The sequence below is a fragment of the Paenibacillus sp. RU5M genome, from assembly GCF_900221055.1.
Lineage (GTDB): Bacteria > Bacillota > Bacilli > Paenibacillales > Paenibacillaceae > Paenibacillus > Paenibacillus marchantiae.
In genome coordinates this window covers 588188-601737 of record NZ_OBQM01000003.1, presented here as the reverse complement: position 1 = coordinate 601737, position 13550 = coordinate 588188, and the positions used below count along the sequence as shown (strand labels likewise).

The window sequence follows — 13550 nt, the reverse complement described above, 5'->3', positions numbered from 1 at the left end:
CGTCTTTTTTTCTGAACAGTGCTTCCTCCTCCTTTCCTCATTTTTTGGTTTTGCCAAAATGCTGTACAACCTGTCCCGCTTCAGCGGCAGTACTGGCTGCGGCTCCGCCCTTGCCTTTAAACTTGGCTGCATAATAACGGACCAGATCCACCGTTCGGATGAATTCCGTCGGCTCTACAACTGCAGATGAACCTTGTGTTAGTACACTGTTACCTGAATCAAATAAAAAAGAAGGCAGCGGTAAAGAAATCACCTGCTCCAGCTTAGTCGTTACTTTTCGCTGGATCAGCGAGTTCTGATATTCAATTGTCCCGTTCATGCCAGAGGGCATACCTTGTGCCGCTTGGGACAGTTTCTTTTCCGATAGACTTCCGCCTTCTCCTGCGGGTACTGACACAATAACCTCATTGTCCGCTCCCACCCAACCAAACAGTGCTCCGAGCAATCGATCATCGGTCAGTCTCCAGTACAAGTTGTCATGTTCCCCAGCAACAACTTCTCCTGTCATCGCCTGCTTGTGGCTGTTATCCCAGCTGTAGGCGGCACGTTCAGAAGCTGCATACGCATGCTGGTTCAGAAATGTTTTCTGATACATGTACATGGAGAAAAATAAAAGTAACACGAGAATAAACAACACAATAGGGAAGACCAGGGAGGCTTCAATGGTGAAGCTCCCTTCTTCCTTTTTCAATTTACTTACCCGGGAAAAATTCATTGCTTTTCGTGTCCACTTTACTAAGCAGGCTCGTAATTAATGCTGTTATTTGATTTTTGAATATTAATGCAATAATGATAATTACGCCGATAATCAGAATGAGCTCCAACGTACCCAGCCCGTCCTCTTCCTTCCAAAGTCCAATTACTTTGCTTTTCATTAATTCCAGCATCCCAATTCCTCCTACATATTCATCATCATAAAAGCAGGTGCCCCGATCATCACCACAATCGAAAAAAAGATCAGTACCATCGGAAACACCAATTTGGAAGAAGCCTGTTCTCCCTTAGCCCGACTAACGGCCTTGCGTTTCTCCCACAGCACATGGGACAGATCACGCAGCGCCAATACAAAGTCACCTCCCCCTCGCCGGAAATTCAGCAGCACTGTTGTTGTAAAAATCGTCACTTCCTGTACACCACAGCGGCGGCTGAACTGTTCAAAGGATTGTTGAAACGAGTATCCGTTGTTCCAATCCCCGACCGTCTTTCGCAGCTCATTATAGAGGGGATGATTCCGTTCTCCCTGACTGGCTACACAGTGAACAATGGCACGCTGCACCGTTTCTCCCGCACCAACTAGCAGAACAATTCGGTTCAACAACTCCGGCAGCTCCATGAGTATGTCCTGATCTCTTCGCTGTACTTTGATGTTAAGATCTTTGTAGAGCGCAAAGGGCAGTGCAGCACCGAGTGCCAATCCACCTACCATACCCCCAAGCCCCATGTCCCCAACGAGCGCCAAAAGGCAGCCTACGAGCAACATCAGCCACGAATAAGTCAGCATCTCAGCACAGTAGAGCATCGTTTTCTCTCCACTATGCTGTATGCCATACATTTTCTGAATGGCATGCTGCATACGGAACATGAGCACAGGCAATCTGCGGCCCACCTCGAACTTGTCCAGTAAAAACAAAAAGGGGCCATGCAGCTTCTTCAGACGTATTCCTTCCATATCCAGTTTGCGCAAATGTCGGTAGGTCTGCCCTCGCGTTCGATCAAGCACCAGCCACCCTGCTCCGAGCACCCCTCCGAAAATAACGGGAAGCAGCATCGTGTCAGCTCCTTATACTTTGATATCCATAATGCGTGTAATCCACAAATAACAGCAGGCAAGTAACGCCAATGCCCCGCTGGAGATCATATATCCCATCCCGCTGTATAACGGCTCCATAAAATCCTTGGCCGTAAAGTTTAGAAAAATCAGAAAAATAAATGGAGCGGCAAACATCACTTTAGATTCAAACTTCTTCTGTGCCACCGCTACCATGATGTCCTGCTGAATATCCAGCTTCTCACCAATTACCGCCGAGGTTCGCCTTACCACTTCGACCAGATCTCCACCCGTTCGCTTACATGTGATGAACACATCGGCAAAGTTTGTGATATCCTCAATTTTGGCCCGATCCGAGAAGTTTTGCAGCGCCTCTTCAATGGGCTGACCATATTCCATCCGCGTCCTCAGAATGGTGAATTCACGAATGAGATCTGTATCCGCCTCAGGATTGAGCATGCGCAGATCCTCCACTGATTCCTTAAAACCGTTCTCTACTGATTTTCCCGCAGCCAGCGCAGAGGACAACGCATATAATGCCTGCTTAAAATGTAAACTGAGAGTCATTCTTCTTCGTTCCAGCAGTACTTTTGTCCAGTGTTTTGGTACCCATATACACCCCGCAGCCAATATCAGTCCGGCCAACCACTGATGATAGAACAGAATACCGACACCAAAGAACAACAAACCACTAATCAGCATGCAGACAATCCGCTGTCTTCGAGATAGCGTATATATGGTGTAGTCCGTTAACGCTTGTCTGGCCTCACCCAACTTCATCACCTACCAATAAAATCGACTATTTCACGTTGTTATCCGATCAATTCAACTCATCACTATTGCGTTCTATGTACTCGTTCAACCATTCCGCTAGCCCAGCCATCTGAATTTTATCCACTTGTCTCAGTGTTCCAACTTGCACGAGTCCGCCAATAATCTTGCCTTCTTTTTCTTCGATTTCCTGGAAACGAAACAGTGGATTGAGCAGTACTTCTCCGTCCTGCATGCCAATCACTTCGCTAATCTCGGTCACCCGACGTGAACGATCACGCAGCCGGGATAAATGTACAAAGATATCAATGGCCGAGCTGATCTGCTGCCGGACAACCGCAATGGGAAGATCCGCTCCGCTGAGCACCATGGTCTCCAATCTGCTGATCATATCGGAGATCGTATTGGCGTGACCCGTGGACAACGAGCCATCATGTCCAGTGTTCATGGCCTGCAACATATCCAGCGCTTCTGCCCCCCGCACCTCACCAATGACAATTCGATTTGGACGCATCCGCAAGGATGACTTGATCAGATCACGAATAGATATTTGCCCCTTGCCTTCGGTATTGGCATTACGCGTCTCCAGCGATACCAGATTGGGTACCGTGACAATCTGTAATTCAGCAGAGTCCTCAATCGTGATGATCCGTTCATCCGCCGGGATAAACTGAGATAATGCATTTAGGAAAGTAGTTTTCCCCGACCCGGTTCCGCCGCCGATAAAAATATTGTATTTGCTGCGTACCAACTGCTGCAGCAATTCTGCCGCTTTCTCATGCAGGGCACCTTTACCAATCAGATCGGACATCTTCATCGGTTCACTTGGGAATTTCCGAATCGTCATAGTCGGACCCTTCAATGCAATAGGAGGCAACACGATATTGACCCGAGAGCCGTCTTTCAACCGCGCATCCACGATTGGAGAAGACTCATTCACAATCCGGTTCACCCCGGATACAATCATCTGGATAATGTCTTCCAGTCGTTCCCTGGACTCGAACTCCAGCGTGATCTGTCTGACTTCACCTTCCTGCTCAACGAAAATCTCCCGGTGGCTGTTAATCATAATCTCCGTAATTTCGGGATGATCCACCAAGGGTTGCAGAATATCCAGCCCTCGAAAGGAGTCGAATAACCGTTGTACCAGCGTATGACGCTCCCCGGAGGTCAGATCATCCAGTTTCGGGTCAGAGAGCACTTTACGCTCAATTCCCTGCCACAGTTCTTCGTCTCCCGCAGACGACGTTAAATCGAGGCCAGCCGTAACCTCGCGACGCATGATCTGAAACTGCTCTTCAAGGTCCAGTATCATCTTGGATGAATCCGTCATAGTGACCAACCATCACCCTTCTGGATTCGTCCTGTCTGCTTCAGTTCTTCTTCCCCATCCTGTACGATCATGGCGCATAGTCTCTTCACTTCGCGTTGAAAGATCGGTGAGCTGAGCATCACTTCCTCCTGGCTTAGCTGCTTCCAGGAAGGGATATACGGCAGCACAGCATCCAGATGCAGATCAGACCTTGGCAAGGCATTGATAACGTTGTCCCGATACTTGTTGACAATGAAACGGGCACGGTCCAGTACACTTTCATGCAGATCCGGCCTCGTGCGCTCCATATGCTGCATCCATTGACCCCAGCGATGCATGGAAGAGATGTCATCCTCAACCAGCCACACGAATGCATCGGCAGCATCGAAAATCCCCTCACTGCGTCCATCCCAACCTGAGTCCCCATCCAGAATGAGCACATCATATTGTCCACAGTCCGCCAAATACCGAATAAGGCTCTTCGTATCTTCTCGGGACATTTGCAGCAGTTCCTTCCGATTCGATAATGGCCAGAATACATCCGACTTTAGCGCTTCGTGACGAAGCACGTATCCATCAACCCCTTTGGTGGAAGACTGCACTTGTCCCTGTTTGCCTGATTCTTTCCTGCCCACCTTCAAATCGTATAGCAGACGTGAAAGCCCTGTTTCTGCATCAGTTATACGCTGCCCACTTCTAGACATACCCTTCTCCAGAAATGGCATTGAGCTATCCAGCGTCTCCAGATTGAGATATAGAACAGCATATCCTGCAAGCCCCAGTTGCTTCGCCATATGCATCGCCACCGCCGTTTTGCCACTCCCGCCGGAGGCTGATACAACTCCAATAGAAAGCGTCTCCTGTCCTGGACGATGGGCCTTCTTCCGACGCGGCTGCCGACAAGCATTAAGAACAGCGTCCATCAGCGTAGGCAATGGTTGATATTTCATCAGCCGTTTATCCTCATCCACCACATCTAATCCTTCACTAAGCATCAGCCATGGAATACCTGAGGTTTCGCCACCGTTACCCAGCCAATTGTTCAGAAATTCCGGTTCCGCAATCACCAGATCCGGCAGTTCCCTGCCTTCCTGTTCATTCATGTGATCCCTGAACGCTTCCCATTGTGAAAAGGCGGTAAATCGTATACCGGAGCCGGAAGGACTTCCTTGTACAAAATCAAGCCAGGCGCTGATATACTCTCTATCTTTGGAAGCCAGTACTGCCTTAAGAACAATCAATTCTTCTTCCCTCCCTGCAAAAAAAAAGCACAAAAAAGCACCGTCCAATAACCGCAAGAATATGCAGTGTATGGACGGTGCTTCCGTCACGTGCTATGAATGTATGGATAATATAGCATACAATTTCTGGGGGAGCAAGGGATTTATTCAACTGAAACAACCAAAATGACCCTAAAGTTGAAATAGACGAGGGTGAACCTCAAAATCTACTCTAACTAATTTACCTACTCCTTATAGAGCTGGTCATCCAGGTCACAATAAATCCATTTGTTGTATCACCTCTTTGTCTAACAAAGTGTTTGGCACCGCGCATTCTATTATCCCTGTTCATAAACGTTACACCACAGAAGCCTATATTTTAATCAATTTTACTGAGAAAAAAATAAATTATTATTAGTAGTTTCACAAAATTAAGTATCTCAAAATTAATACTTGGTTCACATAATATTCATCCAATAAAAAACTTTATTTGCCAAATATAATTTACTTTTGGATAAATATTCTATATACTAGAGTAGTATTCCAAATATGAGAGGATGATAACGATGAAAAAGAAACTTATTACTGGTCTATTAACTGTCGTTGCTTGCTTCACTGTTGGTTCTACATCTTTTGCGGCTAGTGCTACAACACCAAGCCCTAGTACTACACTTGCAGAGACTTCCAATGTAATAACTCTTGCAGATCAAATTTCCGTCCCTATTAGCTTAAGAGTTGGTGAGAGCATCACCGTAGCTGGCTCTAATTTTTGGATTAGCGGAGATTATGGAGGCATTTATTTAAACCAACAAGGATTAATAATTGGTCTATCACCTGGTGTATGTACAGTAGTTGGTTATTTACCTAACGGTGATACTGTACTCTACACTGTCACTGTACGATAAACTCATACTTAATCAGAGGGGATCTAACTCATCCCCTCTTTCCTATGATAATTTATGTAATATATTTTAATAGATTTTAGAAAAGTAAATTTATTAGACCTTTATTCTAATTCCCTTCCTCGAAAAAAAACGCCATCCAATAACCGCATTAACATGCAGTATATGGAAGGCGATTCCCATAAGTACTATTTTATCAATAACTCTCAATTCAGAATACAAATGGTATTTAAAAATCATAAAATAAAATCGTTCTTCTAGTATCTCTTTGTCCCCTATTTCAAAAAAATCAAGAATGATAAGGTGCATCAAACTCAATAATATTGCGGTCAGGATCAAGCACAAAAATTTGGGCGAACCCTGCAACACTATCTGGTCTTGCCTCATATTCAATTCCCTGCTGTTCCAGCCAGACCAAAGTCTCCTTGTAACTCTTCACCCAGATCGCAAAATGTCCATCTGTTGTATCAATGCCAGCCTCACGAAGCGTATGTCCCTGCGGATGCTGTAATAGATGAAGCTGTTGACTACCAATGGCATACCAGGTGCCCGTGGAGTTGAAAGGCGGACGTTCAATCTCCTGCATGCGAAGCAAACCGGAATAGAATTTCTTCGCAACCTCCAAATTACGTACAGCCAGACTCACGTGGTGTATATGTGCATATTCAATCATTTCTTCGACCTTCTTCCCTGAAATAGACTTTCTTCAGCTTCCCACCAACTCTAAATTCAACCGCTTACATAACTATTGTAGAAAATCCAAGCGCTTTCGCCAAGGGAAAAAAGTTCAGAAAAAGCAAAAAATAGAGCAGCTATGGACCTGCCTTCGCAACAACTAGCTGCGAAGCCATAATGAAAGCGTGCCCAGTTCCCCTAATTCCGGGGATAAGTCGTGCGGCGGACCGAACGGCACGCAGACACTGCCATCGAGACTTTCTTCGCTGACGATCTGTTTGTTGTGGTATGTTGCGCTACGTGGGACATTTACTCTGGCTTTCTTGGCCAGGAAGAAGCTCAAATAAATTTTTCTCAATACGCAGCAGTGGGAAATACGGTTCTCGAACGCCGATACTTCCAGGATGAGGATACAGCCAGGATAATCAGTCTTAACGTCGCCTACAATCGAACCCTGTATGACCAAGGGAGAGAGCTTCTATCAGTCATATTTGAGGACACGAAAGGATTAGGTTAACGGAAGTGATGCTGACCTCTGAGGAAATCCTCTGACCTATCTGGTTGCTATGACGCTTAAACGCTCCGTAAGGGACCTCAGTCATTCCCAGTCCTCACCTTCGAGACAACGAATTTGGCAGCCTGGTGCGCTACGCAGAAGGCTTAGAAGAGCTGCGGAAGTAAGAGATGCAACTTCGCCGCTCGATCAATCATGTGCCAAAGCGAAATTATGCCTAAAATACGCAATCTGTAGTCTATAGGCTTATCACTACCCATATGGAAGCCGCTACTGCTCACCCGTTTGTTAATACTATAACCACAATGCATACAAAAAGAAAAACACCCCTGATTGAATTCAGCGAACCTGTCGGTTCACACAAATTCATATCAGAAGTGCCTTCTCCAGAATATCCACATCATAGCAGCATTACCAGGCTAACTTCTCATCAGAGAGAATCATACCTGCTTATCCGAACGCTTTTTATTTAGCACTATCCAATGCTTCTTGCGGGATCTTGATCTCTTTCACGCCATTATGGTTAGAGAACGTACTGGTCATCTTCATGTCCATCGAGATTTTCTGTCCTTCCTGCTCCATATTCATAACCATGTTGACATCCGTACTTGCAGGCAGGTAGGTTTCTTTGTTGATCATATATTTCATTTTCATGCTGGTAATATTCATTTGATCAAGCATCGCTTGAGTTTGGGCATCCGATCCATTTTGCTCCATAACCGCTTTGGCCAGTTCCTTCACGTTATCACCGGATACGTCAGCGTTAATGACATAGTTGTCGCCTTCTTCCGTAATCTTGGTGTCTTCGGCAATCTTTTTGAATTGCTCCAGTTCACCTTCCGGATTCATGCTTGCCTTCATCTGCTCAATCAGTGGTTTCGTTTGTTCGTCAGGAATTTTGACCCATTGGTTTCCCACCTGCGAATAAATGTTATCCGAAGTGATGTACTGCTTCACATTCTGTGCTTCCTGTCCGGACATTTCCATCTTCATCTCCTGATAGATCATCATCGGATCTTTGATGATATCCATCTTCAGCGATGTTTTCACCTGTTGATCCTGAGACTGCTCGCCAGCCACCAGTTTCAAATTTTGATCGATATTGGCTTCCGTAGTGAAGCTTTTCATATCTTTAGTAGCTGCATTCGTTTTCTCAATTAACTCGTCCAATGTAGGGATCTTTGTCTCCTGCTCCGCAGTTGTATTCCCCTCGTTAGACGTTTCGTTTCCAGCTGGCGGCGTTGCTGTACTGTTATCTGCATCGCTACTGCAAGCTGTCATGCTTACTGCTAATAATGCCCCAATAATTAATGTAGTCCACTTCTTCAAGTTATTTGCCTCCCAAAATAGAGTTGATCCGTACTCATTACCCAATTATTTCCGTTATTAATCAATCGTCACCGATAAAATATGTCACACTTCAGCCTTTCAAAGGAATCGATCCTTAATTTCAGGTGTAGGCAGCATGCACGCTTCATCTTTACCGAACCAGCGATATCGGTTGCGAGCTACAGTGTTATATATGGCATTTCGAATAAATTTCGGTACAATAATCAACACGTACAATAATGGATAGGGGAATTTCAATCCTTTGGCCAGACGCAGCGCTGCAGTTGAACGTGTATAATATTTTTCATCCTCAATGAGTACAAAAGTATCCATGCTGTCTGTGGACAAATTGCCCTTCTCCAGCAATTTTTTCGCTACATCCGATTGGAGTGATGCAAAATGATATTTCCCCTCAGGGTCACGCTTGATAATCCACTTCGTTAATCCTTGGCAGAAATGACAGACTCCGTCCACAAGCACAATCGGGTGTCCCTGATGCTGATCCGTTTGATTTACTGTCATAATCGTGGCCTCCTCATGTGTGCTATTAGCATAACTTACCCGTTTTGAGTCATCTCGGTCGCTTTTTCACATTTTATTTAAGTATAACGGAAAATAGAAAAAGAGCGCAGGCTCTATGCCCACGCTCGTATCTGTTTTGGCAATTACTCGGCAATTGCCTTTTCCATCCATTGGTCGTCGATCATCTGTTGGTGCAGGTCACCAGCCCACTGGTCCATGCATTTGCAAATGAAATCTTTGCGACATACCGGACAAGGTGTTTTCTGTAGACGGCTGATATTGGTCAGCTTCCATTCCGGGGAATGGGAGTAGAATACACGGCATTGTGTACCGTCTACCAATTTCATTTTAAATTCATACAATCCGTCTTCCTTGTTGCCACTAGCTAATTCTAAATTTGCAATACGCGGTCTATAAGACATGGATATCACCTGTTAATTCAAATTTGGTTCATGCATTGACACTTCTTAGTACTAAATCATATTAAAGAAATTTTAGTTCGATGTCAACTCACGCACATTTACCCACCAAATAGAATATCAAGAATGGTACCCACCTGACCCTGTTTTTTCCCTTTCAACACATCCGGATCGAATACTTCTACATATCCACAGGAAGAACAGGCGACGAAGAGATAATGATTGTGCTGAATATCAAACATTTTGCTAAGTCCTGCTCCTGACATGGATACTTCCTTAATATTGCAATCCGTACCCCTGCATTTGGTACATACAAATCGTCGTTCTATCATCTCTTCAATACTCATTGTCGTTCCCCCTTATTCGAATGTATGACTTCAAGCAAGAGTAGATTATGTAAAATAGTACGCTGTTCAACATGCAATCTCCTGCATCTCATCTGTATTATAAAATACAAAACCCTGCCGAAGGCCAGCAGGGTCTTGTACTCGAACATCAGGTATCCAAAGATACCCTGCTCTATATGTTCCCTTTACTCCTACGAGTCAGGTCTTAAACTACATTAAGTACCACATCAATATTGCCGCGTGTTGCTTTGGAGTAAGGACAGAAATCATGTGCCTTGCGTGCAAGATCCTCTGCTTGACTGTGATCCACGCCAGGCATGCTCACATCCAAACGTACAGACAGTTGGAAACCATCATCTGCCGGATCTTTGCCGATGGATACATTACTTGTGACCACCACATTCTCCAATTTCACGCCTGCTTTGCGTGCCACATTGGCAAGAGCACTTTCATAACATGCACCGTATCCCGCTGCAAAGAGCTGCTCAGGATTGGTTCCTTCACCACCGGAGCCTCCAAGTTCTTTTGGCATTTTCAGATCATGCTTGAGCACGCCATCCGAAGAAGCCACCGAACCTGTACGTCCACCTTTAACTGTCGCTGTTGCTGTATATAAAGCTTCCATTAAGAATCTCTCCTTCACCTTTAAGTTTTTTGTTGCCTACAATTCAATTTAAACTTCTGGCTCATTTTGAAACGTTGTTGCTCCTTATTCAGCTTTTACATCTTTATCTTTTTCATGCATTGGGGATGAACACAGGTAATTTATCCAGGGTTGGGTAATATACTAAGGCACAATTCACTCTCCGGTAAATTTTGTCCTCATACACAAAAGTTGCACTAGACAAAAATAATTGAAGGAGTACAATGTAAGTATCAACATAAACGTTTAGACATATGTGAAGTCGTTTAATTACGCTTTTAAGATTTTGGTTTCAATGTTCCAATTTAATCAAAGGAATGACACCGTTCCTCTTCATATAGAATATCAATACTTCAAAGTCGGGTGATTATATTATGAGTAAAAAAAATCCGTTCAACACTCCTTCAAATGAGCCATTGGCTGCGGGCATGGCCCCATCTCTCGGGGAAGCCCACAGCTCCATGAAGGTGCCTCAGAACGCTGCTTGGTGGAAAAAGTTCCTTGCTTTTGTTGGACCGGGTTACCTCGTTGCCGTTGGATATATGGATCCCGGGAACTGGGCAACGGATATTGCGGGTGGTTCACAATTCGGTTATACGTTATTGTCCGTTATTCTGATTTCGAACTTAATGGCTGTTGTGTTACAGTCTCTCGCTGGCAAGCTCGGGATTGTCACAGGACGGGATTTGGCGCAAGCCTGCCGCGAACGATTCAGCATGCCTGTTGTGATCGTATTATGGATTTTGTGTGAGCTTGCGATTGCAGCCACTGACCTTGCCGAGGTTATTGGTTCAGCCATCGCGCTCAAGCTGCTGTTTAACATCCCCATGTTATACGGCGTCATTATTACCGCTGTCGATGTACTGGTCATTCTTTTGCTGCAAAATAAAGGTTTTCGCGCATTGGAATCCCTCGTAATTGTACTAATGGCTACCATCGCCCTCTGCTTCGGGATTGACCTGTTTCTCGCTAAACCAGATATGGGTGGCGTCATGCATGGTTTCGTACCGAATGTCGAGATTTTGCAAAATCCGGCTATGCTCTACATCGCCATCGGGATTATCGGTGCAACCGTGATGCCCCATAATCTGTATCTGCATTCTTCCATTGTGCAGACCCGTCAGATTGAACAGACGCCAAAAGGAAAAAAAGAAGCGATTCTGTATTCCACCATGGATTCAACCATCGCTTTAACGCTAGCTCTGTTCATTAATGCAGCCATCCTGATTGTGTCTGCTGCCGTGTTTCATAGTGCGGGTATGACCCAGGTGGCGGAAATTACAGATGCTTACCATCTGTTGACACCTTTGCTGGGAACCACTATCGCCAGCATCCTGTTCGGTGTAGCCCTGCTGGCTTCAGGCCAAAACTCAACACTCACCGGCACGTTGTCCGGACAGATTGTAATGGAAGGCTTCCTGAACATTCGTATTCCAGCGTGGCTTCGTCGACTGGTTACACGTCTGATCGCTATCATCCCGGCCGTCATCGTAACAGCCATTGCTGGAGAGCACGGAACAGAAGAACTGTTGATTCTTAGCCAGGTTGTGCTGTCTCTGCAGCTACCCTTTGCCGTCATTCCGCTGGTAATGTTTACGAGTGACAAAAAAAGCATGGGGGCTTTTGCCAACAAGCTGTGGCTCAAAATCATCTCCTGGATCATTGCCGGAGTTATCGTTGTCCTGAATGTGTATCTGATTATCCAGACCATTCTGTTGTTCTAGGTTAAACGGAATTACGCCGTATTTTGTCTAACTCAAAAAGGCTGATCAACTCAAGTAACGTACCCCTTGAGACGATCAGCCTTTTATATGTTAGAGCAGCAGCCTAATTATACCGAATAGATCATAAATACTGCTCTTATTTAGTTGTCTGAATTTTGAGTTACCATTAACAAAGGAAGAAGTTCCTCCAGTGATTCAATAGTCCAGTCTGGACGCTCTGCATCCGCAAGCTCCGGCTGGAATCTGCCATAACCCTGCAAAATCCGGATCGTGTGCATACCCAGCTTCTTAGCCGGAATAATATCATTATCAATCCTGTCGCCGATCATGACCGCTTCCTCAGGTTTGCATCCCGCCTGTTTCAACGCTACAGCATACAATTCAGGATCAGGCTTGGACACTCCTTCTTCAGCCGAACAGGCCAGCACATCCACATACTTGCGCAAGCCGTAGCTATCCAGCCGATTTTCCGTCCCCGGACTCTGATTGGCAATGATACCAATCTTATAGTGTTGCGACAACGTCTGGAGAACAGCGTCGGCTGACGCAAAAGGGCGCTCAAGCTCTTTGCGGAACTTCAGCTTCTCCTGTATCTGTTCCCGGTGCCCCTCATCGCTGATAAGGGTACGAATAGCCAATTTCATCGGCCATTGCTCGTAATTTCGGTAGGAGGCGGCAAATAGTTCTCGCACCGTCTGCATCTCCACCTGATAACCAAGCGCACAAGCTTCACGAACGAACTGACCGATAATATCATCTACCGGCTCCCATTCGTCCACGAGCGTATCCCCCACATCAAAGAACAACCATTGTATTCCACGTACATCCGGCACGCCTATTCCTCCTCGTTAGCCACAGGAAATCCATATCCCTATTTCCCAAACCATAAAAAAGAAGACCCACCAACATGCATGAGTCTCCTCAAGTTTCCGTTTATTTATGATTTCAATTATAACAGGCAGCTGACACTGGATCAATCACAGGAATAGCACTAGCCATTCAGTAGAAACCCAACTTCCCCATTCAAGGAATATACAATACGGTCTGCTCCCATTCCCCGATAGATCCCTTTGGGGTGGCTTTGTTCCGTAATGACACACAGGGACTTGGATGTCCAGGAGCGGCAGATCTGTAAATATCGACAGGTCAGGTTTAGGCTATTTTCAAAAATAAAAACATTGCCGACACTACCTTGCGGCAAAAACCATTTCTGAGCAGCAGCTGTGTTCATGCGAATGACATGCTCCACACCAATCCTCCGGAGCCTGCGCTCTTCCCCTGCACTGTTGGTCAGAACGGCAAACGGCATTTTTTTGTACATCAGCAATTTGATAAATTTACGTCCTGCTTCATTTGGAGCAGTCACTAAGATCATCTCTTTATCCATCATTCGTTCCTCCCTTG

At 45.4% G+C, this 13550-nt stretch carries 16 protein-coding genes; 2 read left to right on the top strand and 14 right to left on the bottom strand.

Going from position 1 to position 13550, the window contains the following annotated elements; genetic code table 11:
- Positions 1–37 precede the first annotated feature (37 nt).
- Genes CRO25_RS13330 through CRO25_RS13305 form a run of 6 tightly spaced genes read right to left on the bottom strand, consistent with a single transcriptional unit; the run spans position 38 to position 5092 of the window.
- The gene (locus CRO25_RS13330; protein WP_063564413.1) at positions 38–715 is read right to left on the bottom strand and encodes a TadE/TadG family type IV pilus assembly protein; all 678 of its coding nucleotides are present in this window, start codon (positions 713–715) and stop codon (positions 38–40) included.
- Entirely contained in the window at positions 693–887 is a 195-nt protein-coding gene (locus CRO25_RS13325; protein ID WP_063564414.1) for a Flp1 family type IVb pilin, read from the bottom strand. The genes CRO25_RS13330 and CRO25_RS13325 overlap by 23 nt, the downstream gene beginning before the upstream one ends.
- Before the next feature lie 11 nt (positions 888–898).
- Positions 899–1768 carry a type II secretion system F family protein gene (locus CRO25_RS13320; protein WP_079695293.1) on the bottom strand — a complete coding sequence of 290 codons (870 nt, stop codon included), beginning with the start codon at positions 1766–1768 and terminating at the stop codon, positions 899–901.
- Positions 1769–1780: 12 nt separating this feature from the next.
- On the bottom strand, positions 1781–2548 hold the full coding sequence (locus tag CRO25_RS13315) for a type II secretion system F family protein (RefSeq protein ID WP_079695292.1): 768 nt from the start codon (positions 2546–2548) through the stop codon (positions 1781–1783).
- 40 nt (positions 2549–2588) lie between these two features.
- Positions 2589–3854 carry a CpaF family protein gene (locus tag CRO25_RS13310; RefSeq protein ID WP_079695400.1) on the bottom strand — a complete coding sequence of 422 codons (1266 nt, stop codon included), beginning with the start codon at positions 3852–3854 and terminating at the stop codon, positions 2589–2591.
- Positions 3855–3868: 14 nt separating this feature from the next.
- Positions 3869–5092, bottom strand: coding sequence for a hypothetical protein (locus tag CRO25_RS13305; protein WP_079695291.1), 1224 nt, complete (start codon positions 5090–5092; stop codon positions 3869–3871).
- A 545-nt stretch (positions 5093–5637) separates the two neighbouring features.
- On the opposite strand from CRO25_RS13305, the gene CRO25_RS13300 reads away from it, so the two are divergent.
- A complete protein-coding gene (locus CRO25_RS13300) occupies positions 5638–5976 on the top strand; it encodes a hypothetical protein (RefSeq protein WP_079695290.1) in 339 nt (112 codons plus the stop codon).
- Between the two features lie 286 nt (positions 5977–6262).
- Here the strand turns inward: CRO25_RS13300 and CRO25_RS13295 are convergent, their stop codons facing one another.
- The 6 genes from CRO25_RS13295 to CRO25_RS13265 form a co-directional block, all read right to left on the bottom strand.
- On the bottom strand, positions 6263–6646 hold the full coding sequence (locus tag CRO25_RS13295) for a VOC family protein (protein WP_079695288.1): 384 nt from the start codon (positions 6644–6646) through the stop codon (positions 6263–6265).
- A 981-nt stretch (positions 6647–7627) separates the two neighbouring features.
- Positions 7628–8491, bottom strand: coding sequence for a DUF6612 family protein (locus CRO25_RS13285; RefSeq protein ID WP_079695286.1), 864 nt, complete (start codon positions 8489–8491; stop codon positions 7628–7630).
- A 99-nt stretch (positions 8492–8590) separates the two neighbouring features.
- Positions 8591–9013 carry a thiol-disulfide oxidoreductase DCC family protein gene (locus tag CRO25_RS13280; RefSeq protein WP_079695285.1) on the bottom strand — a complete coding sequence of 141 codons (423 nt, stop codon included), beginning with the start codon at positions 9011–9013 and terminating at the stop codon, positions 8591–8593.
- A 143-nt stretch (positions 9014–9156) separates the two neighbouring features.
- Positions 9157–9435, bottom strand: a complete 279-nt coding sequence (locus tag CRO25_RS13275) for a hypothetical protein (protein WP_024629327.1) — start codon at positions 9433–9435, stop codon at positions 9157–9159.
- Positions 9436–9533: 98 nt separating this feature from the next.
- Positions 9534–9779, bottom strand: coding sequence for a zinc ribbon domain-containing protein (locus CRO25_RS13270; protein WP_024629326.1), 246 nt, complete (start codon positions 9777–9779; stop codon positions 9534–9536).
- Positions 9780–9984: 205 nt separating this feature from the next.
- Positions 9985–10404: an organic hydroperoxide resistance protein gene (locus CRO25_RS13265; RefSeq protein ID WP_063564421.1), complete on the bottom strand. Its 420-nt coding sequence runs from the start codon at positions 10402–10404 to the stop codon at positions 9985–9987.
- A gap of 446 nt (positions 10405–10850) precedes the next feature.
- On the opposite strand from CRO25_RS13265, the gene CRO25_RS13260 reads away from it, so the two are divergent.
- Positions 10851–12146, top strand: a complete 1296-nt coding sequence (locus tag CRO25_RS13260; protein WP_063564630.1) for an Nramp family divalent metal transporter — start codon at positions 10851–10853, stop codon at positions 12144–12146.
- 140 nt (positions 12147–12286) lie between these two features.
- On the opposite strand, the gene CRO25_RS13255 is transcribed toward CRO25_RS13260, so the two are convergent.
- On the bottom strand, positions 12287–12979 hold the full coding sequence (locus CRO25_RS13255; RefSeq protein WP_179132168.1) for an HAD family hydrolase: 693 nt from the start codon (positions 12977–12979) through the stop codon (positions 12287–12289).
- Positions 12980–13137: 158 nt separating this feature from the next.
- Positions 13138–13533: a hypothetical protein gene (locus CRO25_RS13250; protein WP_024629322.1), complete on the bottom strand. Its 396-nt coding sequence runs from the start codon at positions 13531–13533 to the stop codon at positions 13138–13140.
- Positions 13534–13550 lie beyond the last annotated feature (17 nt).